General features: G+C 68.5%; 16 protein-coding genes. 13 read left to right on the top strand and 3 right to left on the bottom strand.

Going from position 1 to position 23,160, the window contains the following annotated elements:
* Positions 1–819: 819 nt before the first annotated feature.
* From WME90_RS17175 to WME90_RS17115, 13 genes are all read left to right on the top strand, one after another.
* Positions 820–2,427, top strand: a complete 1,608-nt coding sequence (locus WME90_RS17175) for a DUF1592 domain-containing protein (protein ID WP_437282218.1) — start codon at positions 820–822, stop codon at positions 2,425–2,427.
* Entirely contained in the window at positions 2,424–3,860 is a 1,437-nt protein-coding gene (locus tag WME90_RS17170) for a DUF1552 domain-containing protein (RefSeq protein ID WP_437282217.1), read from the top strand. The genes WME90_RS17175 and WME90_RS17170 overlap by 4 nt, the downstream gene beginning before the upstream one ends.
* A 238-nt stretch (positions 3,861–4,098) precedes the next feature.
* The gene (locus WME90_RS17165) at positions 4,099–5,520 is read left to right on the top strand and encodes a M64 family metallopeptidase (protein ID WP_437282216.1); all 1,422 of its coding nucleotides are present in this window, start codon (positions 4,099–4,101) and stop codon (positions 5,518–5,520) included.
* Between the two features lie 134 nt (positions 5,521–5,654).
* Positions 5,655–6,092, top strand: a complete 438-nt coding sequence (locus WME90_RS17160; protein WP_437282215.1) for a hypothetical protein — start codon at positions 5,655–5,657, stop codon at positions 6,090–6,092.
* 230 nt (positions 6,093–6,322) lie between these two features.
* Positions 6,323–8,017 (top strand): ribulokinase, encoded by a 1,695-nt coding sequence (locus tag WME90_RS17155; RefSeq protein WP_437282214.1) that lies wholly within the window; start codon positions 6,323–6,325, stop codon positions 8,015–8,017.
* Entirely contained in the window at positions 8,014–9,534 is a 1,521-nt protein-coding gene (gene araA, locus WME90_RS17150; protein WP_437282213.1) for an L-arabinose isomerase, read from the top strand. Before WME90_RS17155 ends, araA begins: the two co-directional genes overlap by 4 nt.
* 10 nt (positions 9,535–9,544) lie before the next feature.
* Positions 9,545–10,243, top strand: coding sequence for an L-ribulose-5-phosphate 4-epimerase (locus WME90_RS17145; protein WP_437282212.1), 699 nt, complete (start codon positions 9,545–9,547; stop codon positions 10,241–10,243).
* 83 nt (positions 10,244–10,326) lie between these two features.
* Complete coding sequence (locus WME90_RS17140) at positions 10,327–11,298, top strand: ABC transporter substrate-binding protein (protein WP_437282211.1); 972 nt, start codon at positions 10,327–10,329, stop codon at positions 11,296–11,298.
* A 46-nt stretch (positions 11,299–11,344) separates the two neighbouring features.
* Positions 11,345–12,868, top strand: a complete 1,524-nt coding sequence (locus WME90_RS17135) for a sugar ABC transporter ATP-binding protein (protein ID WP_437282210.1) — start codon at positions 11,345–11,347, stop codon at positions 12,866–12,868.
* Positions 12,865–13,923 (top strand): ABC transporter permease, encoded by a 1,059-nt coding sequence (locus WME90_RS17130; protein WP_437282209.1) that lies wholly within the window; start codon positions 12,865–12,867, stop codon positions 13,921–13,923. The genes WME90_RS17135 and WME90_RS17130 overlap by 4 nt, the downstream gene beginning before the upstream one ends.
* Entirely contained in the window at positions 13,920–14,969 is a 1,050-nt protein-coding gene (gene yjfF, locus WME90_RS17125) for a galactofuranose ABC transporter, permease protein YjfF (protein ID WP_437282208.1), read from the top strand. The genes WME90_RS17130 and yjfF overlap by 4 nt, the downstream gene beginning before the upstream one ends.
* A 388-nt stretch (positions 14,970–15,357) precedes the next feature.
* Complete coding sequence (locus WME90_RS17120; protein WP_437282207.1) at positions 15,358–17,517, top strand: family 43 glycosylhydrolase; 2,160 nt, start codon at positions 15,358–15,360, stop codon at positions 17,515–17,517.
* A 500-nt stretch (positions 17,518–18,017) separates the two neighbouring features.
* A complete protein-coding gene (locus WME90_RS17115; protein WP_437282206.1) occupies positions 18,018–19,214 on the top strand; it encodes a zinc-binding metallopeptidase family protein in 1,197 nt (398 codons plus the stop codon).
* A gap of 114 nt (positions 19,215–19,328) precedes the next feature.
* Here the strand turns inward: WME90_RS17115 and WME90_RS17110 are convergent, their stop codons facing one another.
* The 3 genes from WME90_RS17110 to WME90_RS17100 are packed head-to-tail and all read right to left on the bottom strand — an operon-like array spanning position 19,329 to position 22,970.
* Positions 19,329–20,363 carry a tetratricopeptide repeat protein gene (locus WME90_RS17110; RefSeq protein ID WP_437282205.1) on the bottom strand — a complete coding sequence of 345 codons (1,035 nt, stop codon included), beginning with the start codon at positions 20,361–20,363 and terminating at the stop codon, positions 19,329–19,331.
* Positions 20,270–22,096, bottom strand: a complete 1,827-nt coding sequence (locus WME90_RS17105) for a protein kinase domain-containing protein (protein WP_437282204.1) — start codon at positions 22,094–22,096, stop codon at positions 20,270–20,272. Before WME90_RS17105 ends, WME90_RS17110 begins: the two co-directional genes overlap by 94 nt.
* A 55-nt stretch (positions 22,097–22,151) precedes the next feature.
* Positions 22,152–22,970, bottom strand: a complete 819-nt coding sequence (locus tag WME90_RS17100) for a hypothetical protein (RefSeq protein ID WP_437282203.1) — start codon at positions 22,968–22,970, stop codon at positions 22,152–22,154.
* Positions 22,971–23,160: the final 190 nt, after the last annotated feature.

The following is a 23,160-nucleotide window of genomic DNA, read 5'->3' as shown; positions in this document are numbered from 1 at the left end:
GCGTCACGGCGTGGCTGCGCGCCGGGGATCTCCGCCATCGGGCTCGAGCGCGGCGCCGACTCCGTTCGTCGTCGTGGATTCCATTCCCGGTGGGCTCGCGATCGATCTCGCCGGCTCCACGCCGCATCGGTATCAGGCGTAAAAATCTAGCATTTGCGAACGGCACGCCGGCTGCTGCGGGCGAGCACGGCGACGTCCACCATGACCGCGGCCCAGCCTTGCCTCCCCTTCACGCGGCGCTCCGGAGGAGCACCGCCTTCGCTCGGACTCAACCGGTTCAGAAATCGTTGGGCGCCGGTCGATTCCGGTTGACGTCGCCAATGTGAACGTTCACAATTGTCCGTCGGGCGAACATCCTTAGGCATTGCTCCGGCTGTGTCGCCGTCGTACACGGCGGGACCGTCGTCTTTAATGGGGGCGCGACGAGGGACGGCGGGCCCGACCGCTGCGTGGTGCGCTCGCCTCGCGCGCCACCGCCAGCCAGGAACAGGTTGCGCGTCGCGGCGCCGGTTCACCCGCCGCCGCCCGGACGTCAAGAGTCCACTTTTCACACCGCAGGGCCGGCTCACCAGGAGGTATCGTGTGAAATTATCTTCATTCGTGGCCGCCGCGGAGGGCGGTGTTCGCGCCGCCTTGGGGCGCGCACCAAGGTGCCTCGATTACCGCGGTCGTGCAACCGTATCAATGAATTCTTCTACTCACGATCGCTGTCCGAGCGCCGCACGCGATCGTTCAAAGGCGGAAACATTCACTCACAGCAGGGTGGCCTCCCGACTGCTGGGAGCCGCCGCGTGCGCTTCGCTCCTCGTCGCAGGGTGCGTGGGCGAAATCGGCAGCAACCATAGCTCCTCGGGCGGCGGCGTGAGCCCGACGGGCGGCGGCACGAGCTCCTCAGGCTCCTCAGGAGGCGGAGACGCCCTGTGCAACCCGCGGCTGGAACGACGGGTCGTGCTCCTCGCCGACCTGCAGTTCATGAACGCCATCCGGGACCTCCTGGGGGACGAGGCCATCGAGGCGGAGCAGGCGCCGGACGCGCGGACGAAGCCGTTTGCGAAGAAGGGCCTCGTCGTCGGCGCCTCGCTCGTGCACACGCGGCTCGCGAGGGCTGCCTACGCGGCCGAGAGCATCGCGGGGCGCTTCGAGCAGGTGACGGGGTGCGCCACCGACGGAGACGACGCGTGCGCCAAGACGTTCCTGACGCAGTTCGCCCAGCGGGCGTTCCGCCGGCCCGTGGACGCGACGGAGCTTGACAACCTGTGGTCGGTCTACGCGCTCGGGAAAGAGACGAGCTACGAGCGCGGCGTCTCGCTCGCGGTCGAGGCGCTCCTCGCGTCGCCCTCGTTCTCCTACCGCACCGAGCTCGGCGGCGCCGCGGAGGGCGACGTGGTGAAGCTCTCGGCCCACGAGCTCGCGAGCGAGCTCTCCTTCTTCCTGACGGACAGCCTGCCGGACGCGCAGCTCGCCGCCGCCGCCGACTCGGGCGCGCTGAACGATCCGGAGGAGCTGACGCGCCAGGCCGAGCGCCTGCTCGATAAGCCCGAGACGCGCAGCACCCTGAACACCACGCTGATCGCGGCGTGGGGGCTCAGCAATCTGTTCGGCACGGTGAAGGATCCAGGGCTCTTCCCCGAGTACACCCCCGCGCTCCAGGCGAGCATGTTCCACGAGACCGAGCTGCTCGTGGACGATCTCTTGTGGAACCGCGGAGCGGACGTGTCGGCCCTGCTCACCACGAGGGAGACGTTCGTGAACGGCGTGCTCGCGGAGGTCTACGGCGTGGAGCACACGGGCGAGAGCCCGGAGGAGTTCACGAAGGTCGAGCTGCCGGCCGACGAGCGCGCGGGGATCCTTACGCAGCCCGGCCTGCTCGCGGCGCTGTCCCGGACCGACAACACGAGCGTCGTGGCGCGAGGGCTCTTCGTGCGCGGCGCGCTGCTCTGCCTCGGGAAGATCCCCTCGCCGCCGGAGGCGCTCTCGGACGCGATCAAGGATCTGCTCGCGGCAGACATGACCGAGCGCGAGCGCGCCGACGCGCGCGCCATGAACAGCACCTGCGCGGCGTGTCACGCCCAGTTCGACGCGTTCGGCCTGCTGCTCGAGAACTACGATCCGGTCGGCCGGTACCGCGACACCCTCGACGGGGAGCCGATCGACGCGCGCGTCGATCTGACAAACATCGCCGACGTCTCGGGGACTTACGCGAGCGCCGTCGAGTTCGCCGAAGCCATCGCGCAGAACGATGGGTTCGCCGCCTGCATCACGCGGCACCTGCTGACCTACGGCACGGACGATGAGAATCTCTCGACCCGCGACTGTCAGGTCGGGCGCGTGATCAATGCGCTGCCGGAGGGCCAGCGGACGCTGTCCAACGTCGTGAAGGCCATCGTGACGTCGCCGGCGCTGACCGAGCGCGCCAAGGAGGAATGACCGTGGGCTACAACCTTTCTTATGGATGGTCTCGCCGCCGCTTCCTGCAGGGCATCGGCGCCGCCGCGGGTCTCGCCACGGTGCTCAAGGGGCTCGAGTCGGCCGCGGAGGGCGCGGCGCCCCCGAGGCGCCTGCTGATCGTGCAGCGCCCGGTGGGCACCGTGTACGAGAACTACTGGCCGCAAGGCAACGGGACCAACTTCACGCTCTCCCGCATCCTGACCCCGTTCGCGGCCATGAAGGATCGGATGGTCGTGCTGCGCGATCTGAAGCTGCCGCACGAGGGGTCGGTCGGCGGCGGCCACGAGCGCGGGACGGTCCTGATGTGCACGGGGATGCGGACCAAGCAGCTCTACCCGGGCAACGGCGGCGACGATCCGATGGCCGAGGCGCCGAGCATCGATCAGCTGCTCGTGAAGCAGTCGGCCGAGCTCCAGGGCACGCCCATCGCGTCGCTCCAGGTCTCCTGCGACAACCGCGCCGACACGCCCGAGGTGTCGACGCGCCACATGTCCTACTCGGGCCCGCGCGCGCCGATGAAGCCGTACTACCAGCCGCAGGAGGTGTACCGGCGGGTGTTCGGCACGCTGATGCCCGGCGGCCCGACGGACGACAACCTGGACGCCCTGTCGCGGGCGCGCCTTGAGAAGAAGAGCGTGCTCGATTTCGCGCTGAAGGACCTGCAGCGCCTTCAGAGCCTCGCGCCGAGCTCGCAGCGAGAGGCGTTGGAGGGGCACGCCGCCGCCATCCGCGAGGTGGAGAAGGAGTTCGACGCGGACCCGAGGGATCCCGTGTCCTGCGGTGTCCCGCAGGAGCCCGAGACGATCCAGGTGAGCGCGCACATCGATCCCTACGGCAGCTCGCACGTCGTGAACGAGCGCGACGACGTGAAGCACGCGCGCATCGGCGCGCTGCACTTCGCCGTGATCAAGGCCGCTTTCCGCTGCGACCTGACGCGCGTGGTCACGTTCCAGTGGTCCCCTGGCACGAACCACGTGAGCTTCGGCGAGCTGTGGCCCCCCGACTCCGCCATCTTCAAGGTGCACCACACGACGAGCCACGATCCCGATACGAAGGACACGCTCGAGTTCCTCACGCGGGTGGAAGAGTTCTACGCCGGCTACGTCGCCGGCTTCCTCAAGGAGCTCGCGGAGACCCAGGACGTGGCCGGCGGGACGCTGCTCGACACCACGCTGGTCCCGTACATCACGGAGGTCGGAACGCGACACCACAACTGGGACAAGATGGCGTGGGCGCTGTTCGGCGGCGCGGGCACCAAGCTGCGCGGCGGGCAGGTGTGGAACAACGGCAATCGCGGCCTCCGCTCCACCAACGACCTGTGGAAGGCGATCGCGGCGTCCTTCGGTGCCCCGGATCTCGTGATGGGGGACAGCGACCAGCGGACCACGGCGATCGAGGGGCTGTTCGGGTGATCGTGGTCCTCGGGGACATCGGCGTTGGTCGAGCTCCGCCCCGCGTTCTCCTACATCCGGACATTTACGTGAACGTTCACGACCGCGTGAACGTTCACGTGGGTGACCGATGGTGGGGTGGAGGGAGCTTCGTCCCCTGAGCGTGACCGAACGAGCTTGATTGACGCCTATGGGCCTCGGGGATGGGGTACGGTAACGCTTGGCGCGGACGCCGCTTGCCAGGGGCCCCGAGGCAAACATGATGAAGTCCAGCTACAACCTGCGCGTCTTGAGCCTCGTGGCGCTCTGCGCCTGCGGCGAGGCGCCGGACAGCCCCGCGGCGGCGACCGACGGCGGCGGCACATCGGAGGGCGGCGACCCCGCGGCCGTCGGCTCGGGCGGCGGAGCGACAGGGAGCGGGAGTCCGGGCGCGGGCGGCGCGGGCGGCGCGGGACAGAGCGGCTCCGCGGGCACGGGCGCCGGGGGAAGCTTCGTGCCCGGCGGCACAGGGGGAGGCAGCTCCGCGTACGTCCTCGATTGCGGCGCGAACGGCGTGGCCATCGAGAGCGCGGGCCCGCCTGAGAACCGCATCAACTACGTCATCGTGGGCGACGGCTACGACGCCACGACCGTGAACACCACGTACCTCGAGCACATCGAGGAGGCGATGGCCAAGCGCTTCAGCAGCCCGATCGGCGAGCCGTACGGCAGGTATCGCAAGTTCGTCAACATCTGCGCCATCAAGCTGGTCAGCCCCTCAAACGGCATCCCCGGGGCGCTCCGCTGCACGGGCGACGACGAGAGCCGCCTCGCGGAGTGCGATACCCGTGCGGCGGATCAGGCGCTCAAGGCGAACCTCCCCGAGGACTTCGAGGTCGACTGGCACGCCATCGTGCTGAACAACGATCGCTGGTGGAACACGGGCTCGGCCTGGATGCTCTGGTCCGGCGGGCATGAGGAAGCCGCCGGAGCGGCCTTGCACGAAGGTGGCCACGGCTTCCATCAGCTCGCCGACGAGTATTGCGCCAAGGCGACGGGCGCTGCCTGCGGCGCGAACATGTGCAGCGGCGGAGGCACGGAGTACGTCGAGGTGAACACGACGGGCAACTGCACGACGACGGCGGGCAAATGGGACAAGTGGCTGGAGTACGACGCCGCCGACGCCACGGGCATCCAGGGCACGTTCGTCGGCAGCCGCTACGTCGATAGCGGGCAGTACCGTCCGTCATCGAACTCGATGATGAACAGCCTGTTTGGCGACGACAAGAACACGAGCTTCAACCCGGTCTCGCGCGAGAAGATGATCATGGACATCTGGACGCGCCTCCGGCCGATCGACTCGGCCGATCCACCCGCGGGGGCCGTCACGGATCCGGCGACGCTCGCGGTCAACGTGATCGATCCCGACGTCATCAGCGTCGACTGGACGCTCGACGGCGAGGTGATCGCGACGGACGGCGGCCCCGTCTACAACGTCGCGGCGGCGCGCCTCGCGCCGGGCACCCACACCATCGTCGCCAAGGCCTACGACAACGCCGGCGAAGAGCTCGTGCGCTACCGCAGCGGCGAGTGCCTCGATCCCCCGCCCTCGACCGAGCCCCGCTACATCGATCCCTGCTGGGGTCGCGACAGCTGGCCCCGCTCGCAAGAGACGGTGACGTGGACCGTGACGATCCCATGAGCTCGACGCGCAGGCCCTGGTCCGTTGCCGCACTTCTGCTCCTCGGCACGGCGCTTTACCTCGTTCATCGCTCTCGAGAGCCGCAAACGCCCGACGGACGACGGCTGCCTCCCTTTGAGCAGGAGACGTCGCGCGTGGAGGCGCCGCGCGAGGCAGCCTCGCGCCGTGGGTCGACCGCGCCCCCCGCGTCGGCCGACAGCACCGCGCTCGCCGCGGCGGTCGACGGCCTGCCCGTCATCGGGCCGAGCCCCGACGATCGACACGACGGCCCCGCCCACCCCCACCCCATCACGCAGCGCCACGTCGAGATACAGCATGAGAACGGCATGATCGCGCTGCTGAACGACGCGATGAGCGCGCGGGACGGCGCGCGCATGCGGGAGCTCGTGCACGAATACCGACGCACGCACCCCGGCGATCCGAACCATCTCCAGGACGGCTACGAGATCATCGCAGGCTGCCTCGACGCGCCGGGCGAGGCGTCGCGAGCGGCCGCGGAGGGCTACTACGCCGAACATCGCGCCTCGACCGTGAGGCGCTTCGTACGAACGATCTGCCTCGAAGGTGGCTGAGCCGCGCCGCCGCGGCTCGCCGTTCCGCCAAGACCACCTGACCACGAGCCGGCAGGCCATCGTCCCCTCCGCGGCGCCTGACCGCTAGAGAGGATAGTTGCAGCCTGGTCCGTCCTCGCGCCGGGACAACCGTCGCGAGCCGGCGGATTATGATTGACAGCCACGTTGTGAACGTTCACATTGAACGCGGGGCACATCCTTAACTGGCTTCGCCCGGCCAACGGGTCGTCATGCGCAAGGGAACATTCGTCATCGGGATCGATTTCGGCACCGACTCCGTACGCGCTGTCGTCGCGGACGCGCGCAACGGTGAGCTCGCGGGGGCCTCGGTCGCGCCCTACCCGCGCTGGGCGCAGGGCCTCTATTGCGACGCCCGCGCACACCGGTTCCGCCAGCACCCCCTCGACTACCTGCATGCCATGGAGGCGTCCATCCGCGCGGCGCTGGCCCAGGCGGGCAGCGACGTCGCCGCGGGCGTGCGCGGGATCGCGGTCGACACGACCGGATCCACGCCGGTCCTGGCCGACGCGAAGGGCAGGCCTCTCGCGCTCTCCCCTCGCTTCGAGGAGGACCCGGACGCGATGTTCATCCTCTGGAAGGACCACACCGCGGTGGCCGAGGCGGCGCGGATCAACAGCGTCGCCCGGACCTGGGGCGGCGTGGACTACACGAAGTACGAGGGCGGGGTGTACTCGTCCGAGTGGTTCTGGGCCAAGGTGCTCCACGTCATCGAGACAAATCCGGCGGTCGCGCGCGCTGCGGTCACCGTCCTGGAGCACTGCGACTGGATACCCGCCGTCCTGACCGGCACCGACGACCTCCGGCAGATCAGGCGGAGCCGCTGCGCGGCCGGGCACAAAGCGATGTGGCACCCGGAGTTCGACGGTTATCCCTCGAACGAGTTCCTGGCGAGGCTGAATCCGCGCCTGCCCGCGCTCAAGGCCACCCTCGGCTCGCAGACGTGGACCGCGGACGTGCCCTTCGGGACGATCTCGCCCGGGTGGGCCGCGGCGCTCGGTATCCCGGACGACGCCGTCGTCGCCGTCGGCGCCTTCGACGCGCACGTGGGCGCGGTCGGCGGCGACATCCAGCCGAACCGCCTGCTCAAGGTCATGGGCACGAGCACGTGCGATATGCTCGTCGTCCCGAAGACCGGCGCACCGGAGGTCCTCGTCGCCGGGATCTGCGGCCAGGTCGACGGCTCGATCCTCCCGGGCGCGATCGGCTACGAAGCGGGGCAGTCCGCCTTCGGCGACGTCTTTGCCTGGTTCAAGCAGATCCTTAGCTGGCCGCTCGTCGCCATCCTCCCTACCCTGCCCGGCGCCGGCGATTCGCCCCGGAAGACGCTGGCCGACGTGACGCTCGCCGAAGCGGCGATCGAGCGGATCATCCCCGAGCTGGAGAAAGCGGCCGCGGAGATCCCGCCGGCACGGAGCTCCGTGCTGGCGCTCGACTGGCTGAACGGACGCAGGACCCCGGACGCGGACCAGCGGCTCAAGGGCGCCATCGTCGGCCTCGATCTGGGCACGGACGCCCCGCGGATCTACCGCGCGCTCGTGGAGGGGATCGCCTTCGGATCGCGCGCCATCGTCGAGCGCTTCCGATCCGAGGGGCTCCGCATCGACGGCATCATCGGTGTCGGCGGCGTCGCGCGCAAGAGCCCCCTCACCATGCAGGTCCTCGCGGACGTGCTCGACATGACGGTCGAGGTCCGCGCCGGCGAGCAGCCGGTCGCGCTCGGCGCCGCGATGTTCGCCGCGACGGCCGCCGGACTGCACGCCACGGTCGAGGACGCGCAGCGCGCAATGTCGTCCGGAACCGAGGCCCGGTATCTGCCAGACCCCACGCGCGCCAGGCTCTATGACGCGCTGTACCGAGATTACGTCGCGCTGGGATCGTTTGTTGAGAGGGAGTTGACGCAATGAGCGGGATCGCCATCCAGGATCTTCGAGAATGCTTCGAGGTGTGGTTCTTGACCGGAAGTCAAGACCTCTACGGTGAAGAAGCGCTGAAGCAAGTCGCCGAGCACGCGCGGGAGATCGCCGCGTACCTCGATGCATCGGGCAAGCTCCCGGTCAAGGTCGTCTGGAAGCCGACGCTCAAGAGCTCCGAGGCGATCCTCGCCGTCTGCCGCGAAGCCAACGCGTCGCCGCGGTGCGCAGGCGTGATCACGTGGATGCACACGTTCTCGCCCGCGAAGATGTGGATCGCGGGGCTCAAGCGCCTGGAGAAGCCGATCGCGCACCTGCACACGCAGTACGGCCGCGAGCTGCCCTGGGACAGCATCGATATGGACTTCATGAACCTGAACCAGTCGGCCCACGGGGACCGTGAGTTCGGGTACATCGGCGCTCGCCTGCGCATCGACCGGAGGGTCGTCGTCGGACACTGGACGGATGACGACGTGCTCGGCAAGCTCGACGTCTGGGCGCGCGCCGCCTGCGCCATCGTCGACGCGCGGCGGCTCAAGATCGCCCGCTTCGGCGGCATGAACATGAGAGAGGTGGCCGTCACCGGCGGCGACCGCGTCGAGGCGCAGGTCAAGTTCGGCTGGTCGGTGAACGGCTATGGCGTGGGCGATCTCGTGGAGCGCATCGCCAGCGTCGATGAGCACGAGGTCGACCGCCTGGTGGCGGAGTACGACGAGGCGTACACCGTCGCTCCCACCCTGAGGAGGGGCGGAGATCGCCACGGCGAGCTGCGGTACGCGGCGAGGCAAGAGGCGGCGATGCGCACCTTCCTGAGGGAGGGCGGCTTCGGCGGCTTCACCACGACGTTCGAGGACCTGCACGGGCTCAAGCAGCTCCCCGGCCTCGCGGTGCAGCGGCTCATGGCCGACGGCTACGGCTTCGGGGCAGAGGGCGACTGGAAGTCCTGCGGTCTGGTCCGCGCCCTGAAGGTCATGGCGAGCGGCCTGCGCGGGGGCGTCTCCTTCATGGAGGATTACACCTATCACCTGGTCCCGGGAAAAGAGCGCGTCCTCGGCGCCCACATGCTGGAGATCTGCCCGTCGATCGCCGAGAAGAAGCCGTCCCTGGAGATCCACGCGCTCTCCATCGGCGGTAAGGGGGATCCGTGTCGCCTCGTCTTCGACGCCGGGGCCGGCCCCGCTGTGAACGTTGCCATGATCGACATGGGCGGCCGCATGCGGATCGTCGCCAACGAGCTCGAGGCGGTGCCGCCCGAAAAGGCGATGCCGAAGCTGCCGGTGGCGCGCGCGGTGTGGGTCCCGAAGCCGGATTTCAGGCTCGCGTGCGAGGCGTGGATCCTGGCCGGAGGCGCCCATCACTGCGCCCACAGCCGCGCCTTGACGATGGCGCACGTGGAGGACTTCGCCTCCATCGCCGGCGTGGAGCTGGTCCGCATCGGCGAAGGGACCGAGATCCGCGCGCTCAAGAACGAGCTCCGCTGGAACGACCTCGCCTACCGGCTGTCGCTCTGAGGGCCATGACGTGAGCGCGACCTATCGTGAGCTGCGCGAGCGCGCCTTCAGGGCGAACATGGAGATCCCGCGCCGGGGGCTCGCCATCTACACGTTCGGCAACGTTTCGGCGTTTGATCGCGACAGGGGCGTCCTGGCCATCAAGCCGAGCGGCGTCCCTTACGATCGGCTGTCGGCCGACGACATGGTCGTGGTCGACCTGGAGGGGAACATCGTGGAGGGACACCTCCGCCCCTCTTCAGATACCAAGACGCACATCGTTTTGTACGCGAGCTTCCGCGGGCTCGGTGGTGTCGTTCACACGCACTCGACCTACGCGACCGGCTGGGCGCAGACAGGCACGCCGATCCCGATCTACGGTACGACGCACGCGGATCACCTGGCCGAGGATGTACCCTGCACCGAGATGATGCGGCCGGACGCCGTGCAAGGCGATTACGAGACGGAGACCGGGAAGCAGATCGTCGAGTGCTTCAGGGATCGTAACCCGCTTCACACACCCATGGTGTTGGTGGCGGGACACGGCCCCTTCGCGTGGGGAGAGGACGCCGAGAAGGCGGTGTACAATGCGGCGGTGCTCGAGGAGATCGCGAGGATGGCGTTCATCACCCGCACGATCCACCCGAGCGCCGCGCGCCTGCCCGACGCGCTCGTGCGCAAGCACTTCGACCGGAAGCACGGAAAAAAGGCGTACTACGGGCAGAAGTGACGCCGTACGTCGGGGGACGACGGCGAGGATGAGCAAGGTGCCTCATGGGACGAGGCGATGTACGAGAGGAGACGAGCTGCGCGATGAAGAGGCGAAACTTTGTCACCACGGGGATGGTGGCGCTGGCTGGGCTGGCGCTGATCCTGGTTGGTCCGGGCTGTCAAAAGGAAAATAAGCAGATCACGCTCGGGTTCTCCCAGATCGGCGCGGAGAGCGAGTGGCGGACCGCGAACACAAAGTCGATCGAGGAGTCCGCCAAGGCGGCCGGGATCGACCTCAAGCTCTCCGACGCGCAGCAGAAGCAGGAGAACCAGATCAAGGCCATCCGGTCGTTCATCGCCCAGAAGGTCGACGTCATCGCCTTCTCGCCCGTGGTCGAGACCGGCTGGGAGCCCGTCCTGCGCGAGGCCAAGGAGGCCAAGATCCCCGTCATCCTGACCGATCGCGCCGTCGACACGAAGGACGACAGCCTCTGGGTCAGCTTCATGGGGTCGGACTTCGTCGAGGAGGGCCGCCGCGCGGCGAAGTGGCTGGTCGAGAAGACGAAGGACCAGAAGGACCCCATCAACATCGTCGAGCTGCAGGGCACCGTCGGCTCGGCCCCCGCGATCGATCGCAAGAAGGGGTTCGAGGAGATCATCAAGGACAAGCCCCAGTTCAAGATCCTCCGCTCGCAGACGGGCGACTTCACGCGCGCCAAGGGCAAGGAGGTCATGGAGGCGTTCCTCAAGGCGGAGGGCAAGAACATCAACGTCCTCTATGCCCACAACGACGACATGGCGATCGGCGCGATCCAGGCCATCGAGGAGGCGGGGCTCAAACCCGGCAAGGACATCCTCATCATCTCGATCGACGCGGTGAAGGGCGCGTTCGAGGCGATGATGGCCGGCAAGCTCAACGTGACGGTCGAGTGCAGCCCCCTCCTCGGGCCGCAGCTGATGAGCGCCGTGAAGGACCTGGTGGCGGGCAAGCAGCTGCCGAAGCGCATCGTTACCGAGGAGGGCGTCTTCCCGATGGAGACCGCCGCTCAGGAGTTCCCGAAGCGCAAGTACTGAGCGCGTGACGGTGGTGCCGCGGAGGCCGCCGGGGAGGACGTGAGCGATGCAGAGCGGAGCCGTGCCCGTGCTCGAAATGAAGCGGATCTCCAAGGGATTTCCTGGCGTACAGGCGCTCTCTTCCGTCGATTTTCGCATGCTGCCGGGGGAGGTGCACACGCTCATGGGGCAGAACGGCGCGGGCAAATCGACGCTGGTCAAGGTCCTGACCGGCGTCCACCCCCCGGATGACGGGCAGATCCTGCTCGAGGGCCGGGAGATCCGGCCCTCGAGCCCCCAGGATGCGCAGGCGCTCGGCATCAGCGCCGTGTTCCAGGAGGTGAACCTCTGCCCCAACCTCTCCGTGGCCGAGAACATCTTCCTCGGGCGCGAGGACGCGGGCACCTTCGCGATCCGGTGGGGGGAGATGCGCCGGAAGGCGAGCGCCCTGCTCTCGGACCTCAACATCCACGTCGACGTCACCGCGCCGCTCTCGACCTTCTCGATCGCCGTGCAGCAGCTCGTCGCGATCGCCCGCGCGCTCTGCGCGCGGGCGAAGATCCTCGTCCTCGACGAGCCGACCTCGAGTCTGGCCGAGGACGAGGTGAAGATGCTCTTCTCGGTCATCCGGCGGCTCAAGGCGCAGGGGATGGCGATCCTGTTCATCTCGCACTTCCTCGACCAGGTGTTCGAGATCTCCGACCGGATCACGGTGCTGAGGAACGGTCAGCTGGTCAGCGAAACTCCGGCCGCCGAGCTGTCGCGCATGGAGCTCGTCACGCGGATGGTCGGGCGCGAGGTCGCGGAGGACGGCCCGACCCGGGCCGAGCGCGCGCGGGAGGCGAGGCCTGCGGGCGGGCAAGCGCCCCTGCTGCGCGCGAGAGGGCTCGGCAAGAAGGGCTCTGTGAGCGACGTCGATCTGGATGTGCAGCGCGGCGAAGCGCTCGGCCTCGCCGGCCTCCTGGGCGCCGGGAAGACGGAGACGGTGCGGCTCTTGTTCGGGCTCGACGGGGCGGACCAGGGATCCATCGAGATCGACGGGGAGCCAGCGCGCATCGGCTCGCCGCTCGACGCGATCGCGCGCGGCCTCGGCTTCTGCCCCGAGGACCGGAAGGTCGAGGGGATCCTCGGCGACCTGTCGCTGCGCGAGAACATCGTCGTCGCCCTCCAGGCCAAGCGCGGCATCTTCCGCAACCTGTCCCGGGACGAGCAGGACGACATCGCCCGCCGCTACATCCAGCGGCTCGGCATCGTGGCCGCCGACGCGGAGGTGCCCATCTCCAAGCTGAGCGGCGGCAACCAGCAGAAGGCGCTCCTGGCTCGCTGGCTGGTGACCGATCCGCGCATGCTCATCCTCGACGAGCCGACCCGCGGCATCGACGTGGCGGCCAAGGGCGAGATCATGGGCCAGGTCATGGATCTCTGCGATCGAGGCATGGCGGTGATGCTCGTCTCCTCGGAGATGGCCGAGGCGCTGCGCTACTCGGACCAGGTCGTCGTCCTGCGCGACCGGCGCAAGGTAGCGGAGCTCGCCACGGCCAAGACCGACGAGCAGGCGGTCTACCAGATCATCGCGGGAGGTCAGCCGTGAGCGCGGCCGCCGCCTCCCTGCGCCGGCTCGCCAGCGGGAACGCGTTCTGGCCGCTGGCGATGCTGGGCTTCCTCCTGCTGTTCAACCTCGTCAGCAACCCGCAGTTCTTCGCGATCACGGTCAAGGACGGCCACCTCTACGGCAGCGTCATCGACATCCTGAACCGCGCATCGCCGCTCATGATCATCGCCATGGGGCTCACCCTGGTGATCGCCACCCGCGGCATCGACATCTCCGTCGGCGCGGTCGTGGCCATCTCCGGCGCGGTCGCTGCGGTGCTGATCGGCGGCGAGCTCTCGCCGAGCGGCGGGACCGGCATGGCGGACGCGACGCGTGTTCCGCTGCCGATCGTCGTCTGGAGCGCGCTGGGCGTGGCGCTGGCGCTCGGCATGTGGAACGGAGCGCTCGTGTCGCTCTTCGGCATGCAGCCGATCATCGCGACCCTGATCCTCCTCGTCACGGGGCGAGGCATCGCCCAGCTCATCACGGGCGGCCAGATCATCACCATCTACTACAGCCCGTATCACTTCATCGGGAACGGCTTCCTCCTCGGGATCCCGGTCTCGCTGTTCATCGTGGCGGGCGTGAGCGCCGTCGTCTGGCTGCTGACGCGCAAGACCGCGCTCGGCATGTTCATCGAGGCGATCGGCGTGAACCCGGTCGCCTCGCGCCTGGCCGGGATCCGCGCGCGCACGATCACCTTCGCCTGCTACGCCGTGTGCGGCCTGTGCGCCGGCATCGCCGGGCTCATCGTGAGCTCGAACGTCAAGAGCGCCGACGGGAACAACGCGGGCCTCCTCTTCGAGCTGGACGCCATCCTGGCCGTGGTCCTGGGCGGGACGTCGCTCTCCGGGGGCAAGTTCACGCTGGCGGGGAGCGTCATCGGCGCCCTGATCATCCAGACGCTGACCACCACGATCTACTCCGCCGGTGTGCCGCCGGAGGTCAACCTGGTGGTGAAGGCGCTCGTCGTCTTCCTGATCACCATCGTGCAATCGCAGAAGGTCAGGGATCTCATCGCAAAGCAACGGACGAGGAGGGTGGTCACACCATGATCGACACCGCCGCCGTGACCGGACGGAGCGGCACCATCGCCGCGACCGGAGGGAGCGGCACCACCACCGCGACCGGGCGCTCCGTCCGGATCGACCCGAGGCACCTGCCGCTCGCGGTCACCAGCAGCCTGTTCGTGCTCATGTTCCTGGCCGGGTCGTACCTCTTCAAGGGGTTCTTCTCGCTGCAGGTGTTCCTCAACTTCTTCATCGACAATGCGTTTCTCTTGATCAGCGCCATCGGGATGACCTTCGTCATCCTCTCCGGCGGGATCGACCTCTCGGTCGGCTCGGTCATCGCGCTGACCACGATGGTCTCGGCGTCGCTCGTCGAGAAGCACGGCTTGAGCCCAGCCGTGGTCATCCCGCTCGTGCTGGCGATGGGCTCGGGCATCGGCCTCGTGATGGGGGTCGTCATCCAGTACTTCAAGGTGCAGCCCTTTATCGTCACCCTGGCGGGCATGTTCCTGGCGCGCGGGCTCTGTTACCTCATCAGCATCGACTCCATCACGATCCACAACGGCTTCTACGTCGACGCCTCGTCGCACCGCATTCCGTTCCTGTTCGACACCTCGATCACCTGGAACGTGGTCATGGCGCTCACGCTGTTCGCCGCGGCCATCTACATCGCCCACTACACGAGCTTCGGCCGCACGGTCTATGCGATCGGCGGCAGCGAACAATCCGCCCTGCTCATGGGCCTGCCGGTGCCGCGGACCAAGGTGCTCATCTATACCTGGAGCGGCTTCTGCTCGGCGCTTGCGGGCGTCGCCTTCACGTTCTACATGGTGTCCGGCTACGCGTTGCACGCCGGCGGAATGGAGATGGACGCCATCGCCGCCGTCGTCATCGGAGGGACCCTGCTGACCGGCGGCCATGGTACGGTCGTCGGCACCCTGTTCGGTGTGCTCATCTACGGCACCATCCAGACCCTCATCATGTTCGAGGGCACGCTCAGCTCCTGGTGGACCAAGATCGTCATCGGCCTGCTCCTCCTGGTCGCCTGCCTTCTCCAACGGATCTTCGAGCGACGCGCCCGTACAGCGTGACAAGAGGGGGATGAAGGGCGTTCCTTCCGCCAGGGTCCGTGTGGCGCCGATAGGCACTTTCGTGCCCGTTCATTGATCATTTCGGCAGCCCGCGGGAATTCAAGGGTCCACAACAAGGAACTGAGAGGTCATCGTGCGCGCTTATGCAGCAGGGATTGTCACTTTCGTTGGATTGATCGCGATGGGGTGCGGCTCGGACGAGCCCAATCCAAGCCCGGCGGGATCTAGCACCTCGTCCGGGCCAACCTCGACAAGCTCCGCGGGTCAGGGCGGATCCGGAGGTGGAACCGGCGGCGAGGGCGGCGGCGACGGCGGCTCCGGGGGCGCGGGTGGCTCTCCGAACGCCGGCGGCGGTGGGGCGGGCGGCGACGGCGACGCGGCCTTCGAGGTGACGACCTACCAGAACCCCGTTCTGCCCGGCGATCACCCGGACATGAACATCTACCGGGAAGGCGACGACTTCTACCTGGTCGGGTCGAACTTCCACATGATGCCCGCCTTCGAGATCCTGCACTCGACGGATCTCCTCCACTGGGAGCGCATGAACCGGGTGGTCCACTCCACCGCTCCCGCGCTGGAGGCGCAGCTCGGCCCGGGCCAGGGCACCTGGGGCGGCTTCATCGTCAAGGCCGGCGATGTGTACCGGGTCTATTACTCCATCGGGGCCACCCAGCATTTCTCCTCGGCGCCGAGCCTTGACGGCCCGTGGTCGGAGCCCACCAAGGTCGACATCTTCCCCTACACGCCGCCCGGCAGCGAGGCCTCGTACGAACGAGGGACCGGCTCCGACAATTCGGTGTTCGTCGATCCCGACAGCGGCAAGACGTACATGATCATCAAGAATGGTCTGTGCAAATGGGACGCGGATCACCCCAACGACTTCGGCATCAACCTGGTCACGGAGATCGATCCCGACACCGGGATGCTGCTGCCCGAGTCGAGCGTCGACATGAGCTTCGTCAACTGGGACCAGGCGACCGGCGGCTGCGGCGACTTCAGCAATGCTGACTGGAGCAAGTGGGCCGAGGGGCCGACGATGGCCAAGCGCGGCGACTGGTACTACTACTTCGTCTCGACGCACACGGCCTGCGGCGGCCAGCTGCACGCCTGGGCGTCGAAGAAGCTCGTCGGCAGCACCCCCGCGGACTGGACGTGGCTCGGCTATGTCCTTACCGGCGAGGAGCCGTACGCCGGCGTCCAGCACACCACGTCGCCGATCGGGCTGAAGGACGGCTCGTGGTGGGCCTTTGCCCACTCGTACGACTGCAGCAACGTGGGCACCAGCGACACAAAGACCTCGAAGAACGGCGACTGGCAGGGGCTCGGCCGCGAGGGGCTGCTGCTGGAGGTGACCTGGGTCGACAAACAGGTGAACGGGAAGACGATCCCGGTCCCGCAATTCCCGACCAAGAAGGGCGATCTGTCCGCGCCCAAGCTGCCGCAGAGCGGCGTGCCCTTCCTGCTGCCCGTGAACGACGATTTCTCGTCGGCCACGATCAACTCCGCGTGGACCACCTACGGCCCGTCGGAGGACAAGTACTCGGTGGCGGATCGCCCCGGGTGGCTGCGGATCACGCCGAGCACCGGAGGGACCGCGTGGGTCGTCCAGAAGGACACGCTGCACTCGAGCAGCATGGTCGCGAAGGTCGAGTTCACGCCCGCGGCCGACGGGGACGCGGCGGGCATCCGCGTGGGCAACGGCTACTGGCAGGACGAGCAGGTGCTCACCTGCCCGACGTGGATGACCGACAGCGAGAAGTTCAGGCTCCCGGCCATCATGGACGTCTCGGTGGCGCGGGTCATGGAGGGCGGGGAAGACAAGATCCGCTTCTCCTTCCGGTCGCGCTCGGTGGCGGCACCGGCCGAGGCGGGCGCCGCGTACACCGAGCTTGCCGAGCCGGTCGTGGAGGGAGCGTCGGTCGCCGCGCCCGCCGGGAAAGCGGTCTGGCTGAAGCTGGTCCGCTCCGAGCACAAGGCCACGGGCTGGTTCAGCACGGATGGAGTCAAGTGGACCCAGGTGGGCACCGAGATCGACATCTCCGCGCTCGACGGGTTCTATGCCATGGCTCACACCTGGATCGGCAACCAGGCCGGCATGTTCGCGACCAACACCCGTGCCTACTTCGACCTGTTCTCCTATCGTGATGGATTCACCACGATCCCGGCCGCGGAGGCTGACCAGCAGTCCGGTGCCCAGGTCGTGCCGGGCGCGTCGGCGCGGCCGGTGCTGGGCGATCTGGAGAACGGCGATTGGGCCATGTTCGGGAGCGTCGACCTCGGCAGCGGGGGTGTGCAGTCGAAGGCCATCGCGCTGGAGGCCTCGAGCGCCGGGCAGGGCGGCACTGTCGAGGTCTGGATCGATCCGCTGGCAGGCGGCTCGATGATCGGCACCTGCGCCCTCCCCGGTACCGGCGGCTGGGATAAGTGGACGACGACGACGTGCAACGTGGCGCCCACGTCGGGCACGCACGAGGTCTACTTGAAGGTGAAGGGCGGTGAGGGCGAGCTCATGCGCCTCGCCTCCCTGCGTTTCGTGCCCACCAACTGACCTGTCCACCACGGGTGCCAACGCCGTCGACGGAGTCGACGGCGGCGGCCCCCTCCCCGTCCGGCCTGGCGGCCACGTGCGGCGAGGGAGCCGCGGCTCGACCTGAACCCTCAAGAAGTGTGGCGCGGTCCTCGCGCCGCGCTCCCCCGGCGTAGGCGTTCACAGAGCTTCACGCCGCGTCCTGGCATGATCATCCAGGTCACCAGCACCTCGAACACGTAGTACATCGACGGGGTGTCGAGGGCGACGCACGCGTCCAGGTTCGTCCTGGAGGGCTGAGCTTCCCGGTCTGGTTCGCCGCCGGCATTCTTGCCACACTGAGGCACTCCGCGACGTCCGCGACGTCCGCGACGTCCGCGACGTTCGCGACGTTCGCGAACGGCTCGACGGCGGGCTGGACCGCGCCCGTATCGCGCGCGTCGAGCGGCAGGCTTGGCATATGGCTTGCGATCTTGCGATGACGAGCAGAGGCCGACACCATCGAGATCGTTCAACCCACCATGACAAATCGCTTCGACAGTCTGATCGCGCGCCTGCGCAGCGCATGGAAGCGGACCAAACAGCCTACCGCCCCGCGCGCCTACCGCTGCCAGTGCGAAAGGCCGGTGTTCTTCCGCAACAGCGAGTGCCTGGCCTGCAAGACGCCGCTCGGCTACGAGCCCGAGCGCGCTCAGGTCCTGCCGCTCAAGGCCGCCCCGACCGAGGGCACCTGGCAGCTCTGGGACGACACGGCGGCCCCGCCGCGGCTCTACAGGCGCTGCGGCAACTTCGACCTGGCGTCGGGCTGCAACTGGCTGGTCCCGGTGACGGCTGAGACGCCCGCGCTCTGCGCCGCGTGCCGGCTCAACCGCACCATTCCAGACCTCGCCATCGTCGAGCACCAGACGCTGTGGCGCCTGCTCGAGACGGCCAAGCGACGGCTCGTGTCGCAGCTCTTGGCGCTGAACCTGCCCGTGAAGTCCAAGATCGGTGAGGATCCGGAGCGCGGGCTTTGCTTCGACTTCCTCGCCTCGCCGCCTGACGGGCCCAAGGTGATGACCGGCCACGCCGACGGCGTGATCACGCTGAACATCGAGGAGGCGGACGACGCCACGCGCGAGCGCACCCGCGCCGCGATGCGCGAGCCGTACCGCACGCTGCTCGGGCACTTCCGCCACGAGGTCGGCCATTATTACTGGGACCGCCTGGTGCGCGACACCGGATGGCTGGCGCCGTTCCGGGAGCTGTTCGGCGACGAACGGCAGGACTACGCCGCCGCGCTGAAGGCCAACTACGAGCAGGGGCCGCCGGTCGACTGGCCGCAACGCTTCGTCAGCGCCTACGCCAGCATGCACCCATGGGAAGACTGGGCCGAGAGCTGGGCCCACTACCTGCACATGGTCGACACCGTCGACACGGCGCTCAGCTTCGGCATCGACGCCGAGGAGGTGGAGCTCGACGTGGAGCCGTGGGGCACGGACGCGCTGTGGCGGCCGGACGACCGAGGGGCCGAGAGCTTCCTCGGCTTCTTGAACGCATGGGTGGAGCTGACAGCCGTGCTCAACGAGATGTCTCGCAGCATGGGCCAGCACGACTTCTACCCGTTCGTGCTACCGCGCCCCGCCGTGGCGAAGCTGCAGTTCATCCACCTCGTGGTGAACGGGGCCTCGGCCCCGGCGTCTGCCGGTACCCCACCCGCCGGAGCGCCCGCGCCATAGAGCAGCTCTGAACCCCTCACGATCTCCAGCGCACATACCGCCGCCAGGCGCGCGTCGCGCCTGACCTCTCCGTCCACGCGGACGCGACGTCCAGCGTTGCCCCGCGGCGGGCGATCACTCGAGCGGTCCGCAGCCGAGCGCCTTCGACCTGCCGCGCGCCTGCTCCGCGGTCGACGACGGCGGGCTCGCGTTTCCCCAGCGCTCGATCACGCTCGCGTAGGCCTGACACGCGCCAGGGATGTCCCGCGTCTGCTCAAGGGCCTGACCGAGGAACCAGAACGAGCGGACGTACCTCACGGGCGAGTCGAGCATATCACACGTCGTGACCGCCTTGTGGAGCGCGGGGATCGCATGGCGGGGCATGCCCGCGAGGTAGTAGACCGCGCCGAGGTCCGCATGGACGTCTCGATCGACCTGATCGCCCATCAGCGCGGCGATTGGTAGAGCGGGAACAGCCTCCGCTGCCTCGTCGAAGCCCTCGATCCACCGCGCGTGCGCTCTCAGCAGGACAGAGAGCGTTTGCTCAGCGGCCCCCGGCGCGCTCGACAGCGACAGGTGCTCGGCTTGCTTCTCCCGGAATGTGGCCCGGGAGATGAAGCCGGCGTGCAGCAGGACCCGCAGCAAGTCCGGCGAGCCGCTGGCGCAGGCGCTGTAGTCGTCGAGACACGTCTGGGCGATGCGCGCCGCCTCGATCTCGCGATCGGTCTCGAGATAGATATCGATGAGCGCGCGGACGACGGCGGCGTGAGCTCGGGTCTCCACGCTCATCTTCATGCGCGCGTTTCGCAGCAGCACCTCGGCTTGCGAGAAGTTGCCCGCGAGCGCGTTCACTTGCGCTTCGTCGAGCAGCGAGGCGTAGCGCCGCTCCGGATCCGGCAGCGAGATCCAGCCCCGCCGCAGCGGCACCATCACCGCGTCGTGCGAGCGCCCCTGTGCATAGCTCGACGACGCGAGCTTGCGCTGGATCATATGGCCCCTGGCGCCCGTCGTCCCGCGCATGAGCTGCAGGTCCTGCTCGACGTCGGCGCAGCGGCCGAGCGCGCTGTGGACCTCGCTCAGGACCTCATAACAGCTCGCCGCCTGGGGTGAGATCGCGAGGCACTGGTCGACGGCGGCCTCTGCGCCGTTGTACGAACCGAGGTGCCGCAACGACCGCGCCAGCGCGGCCCATCCCCGGGCGCGCTCGGGCTCGATCTCGGTGACCCGCCTCGCCGCGTCGATGCTGGCGTAGATATTCCAGTGCATCGCATAGCGCGCGAGGAGGGCGGCCAGCTCCCCGTCGTCCGGCGCTGCGCGGAGAGCGCGTTCAGCCGCGCCGCGCAGAGCGCCGTATCCTCTGGGTCGCGGCCGAACATGGGCTCCATCGCTTGGAGGAGCGCTCGTTCGCGGGGGTCGAGCCGAGTGCGCAGCGCGTCGGCGCGCGCGTAGTGCGTCCGAGCTTCTGCCCGGTCCGGCGCATAGATCGCGAGGTGGAGGTGCGCTTTGGCCAGGGTATCGTCGAGGGAGATCGCCTGTCGCAGGTTGTCCACCGCCTCGTCTTCGTTGGCGTCACTGGCAGCCTCGAGCGCTGCCGCAACTCGGGAGAGCGCCCGCGGACTGCTCGTGGTGGGCGGCGGCCTATCCTCGACCGGCGCTGGACCTCCCCGCAGCGCGAGCGCTCCGGCGCTGCCCCCCGCGAGCGCCATGACGAGGCCGATCTTCCAGGCCGCCGCCACCCGGAAGCCGGTGCGTCGCCCGGTCGATCGGGGCTCCGCCGGGGGCGCCGGGGTGTGGGGACGCTCGGTCGGCGCCATGGGGTCGACCTCGTCTCCGTTCGCCGCCTGGCCACAAGGCACCTTGACGGGCCCGGCGGGGTTCGCCGCCCGGCCATCAGGCACCTTGACGGGCCCGGCGGGCGACGCCGGCGCGCCGGAGCTCGGCCCCGCGGCCTGCTGCGCGAGCGCAGCGAGCACGCGGCGGACCTCGCTCAGGTCGGAGGGCCGGGCGTCGCGCGCCGTCGAAAGCATGCAGCACACAAGGCGCGCCAGCTCCGGAGGCACGTCGGGTGCGACCGTCTCCAGCGGGGGAATGCCGCCGGTCACGATGAGCTTGAACACCTGGCCGGCCTTGTCAGCGCGCGTTGGGAGGTCACCCGACAGGCACTCGTGGAGAAGAACGCCGAGCGACCAGATGTCGGTCCGGTGATCGACCGGATCCCCGAACATCTGTTCCGGCGACATGTAGTAAGGCGTGCCCAGCGTCGTCCCGCTGTCGGTGAGCCCCGGTGTCCGATCGTCCTGTCCGTTCGAGGCCGTCAGCTTCGCGATGCCGAAGTCGAGAACCTTGACCCGCTGGCTCGACCCGTCGACGAGGAAGATGTTCTCCGGCTTGAGATCGCGGTGGATCACGCCCCGCGCGTGCGCCGCGCTGACGGCCGAGATCACTTGCAAGAAGACGGAGGCCACCTCCGCGAGAGACATCTTCGGCGCGCGAGCAATTCTGCTGGCGAGCGACTCGCCGGACAGGAGCTCCATGACCATCACGGGCGCTCCGTCCTCGATCTCGACGTCATGCACGGCGACCACGTTGGGGTGGTCGAGCTCTTGCGCGATCCTCGCCTCTCGCAGCAGGCGCAGGCGCACCGCGCCGGACACGCCTTTCACGAACTTCAGCGCAACCCGCGCGCCGGTCAGCGCGTGGCTCGCGGCCCAGACGACGCCCATGCCCCCTTCTCCGAGCAGCCTTTCGAGCCGGTACCGGCCTGCGACGACATCGCCCGGACGAAGGCCCCGCCGCGCGCCCTCGGTTCGCGCTTCGCCCTCGCCAGGCCGAGAGCCCTTTCCCAGGGCGTCGCGAGTCGCCTGGAGGTCCAGAGTGTGGCGCTCCCCGGGTCCCTTGTGCACGGTAGACTACATTACGCGTCCGGATTCACCTGTCCAGATCCAAAGCGGCCAGCGCCTACCGCCGATAGAGCTGCTGGAGCCGCTTCACGAACTCCGGCTTGAACACGCCGTCCACCCGGATCGAGTACCGAAAGAACGGATCCGGCTCGACCCCGTGGTAATCCATGTCGTTGAACCAGTAGATGGGCGCCCGGACGACCGTGCGCTCCTCCCCTTCCCGGTCGCAGAGATAGAACCGCTTGCCGCCGCGCGGCGCGAACGAGATCGACTGTGCCACCCCGAGCGCTCTCCCCGGCTCGGTGTCCCGGTGCGCGGGCGCATGATCGTTCGCCTCGAGGCCGAAGATCACGCACCGCCCGATCTCGCTGAACGGCAGCCCGCGGAGGAACTCGATCGTCCGGGGGAAGACGGCCTTCGCCTCTGCCGAGAAATCTTTGCCAACGCCGGAGTGCTTGTCCTCCCAGCGGTCGTTCTCGAGGAGATGATAGCAGACCTTCCACGGGAAATAGACGCCGTAGCGGTACTTCAGGTACAGCGTCTGCGCCCGCGTGAGCGGGTGATCTATCTCGTCTCCGAACGTGTACTCGCCCCGCCGGTCGGGATCGAAGGCGGACGGGTCGTCGCCGAGCGCGATGAAGTCGCAGAACTCGTCGCGCGAGAAGCCGCCGATGACCTGCCCATAGTCCACGTACGCGTCGTCGTGCACCCAGGGCGCGACCACGCCCATCCATTTCAGGCTGCCGCCGGTGTACGAGGGCTCGACGCGGCAGAGGCCGCGCACGATCTCGCGATCGAGCTCGGGGAAGCACGCCGTGTCGATCAGCGGCGACAGGTCGATGTACGGGCGGCCCCACAGGCCGCAGAGCTTGCTCATGCTGTCCTCGCTCCGAGCGGTACCTGCGCGCGACCATGCCGTCAAACGCGTGGACGCCGTCCTCCGCCATGGTGTCGGGCGTCGCGCTGGTCGAGGCCGCCTCGCCGCCGGGCGCGAGGTCCATGATCCCGCCGAGCCACAGGCCGCCCCGGCCCCGCTTGCACGGACAGTCTCAATTTGGAGTGAACAC

This window comes from Sorangium sp. So ce375, from assembly GCF_051473855.1.
Classification (GTDB): Bacteria; Myxococcota_A; Polyangia; order Polyangiales; family Polyangiaceae; genus Sorangium.
Note: the sequence above shows the minus strand (reverse complement) of the source record. Positions and strands in the feature narration are given on the sequence as shown.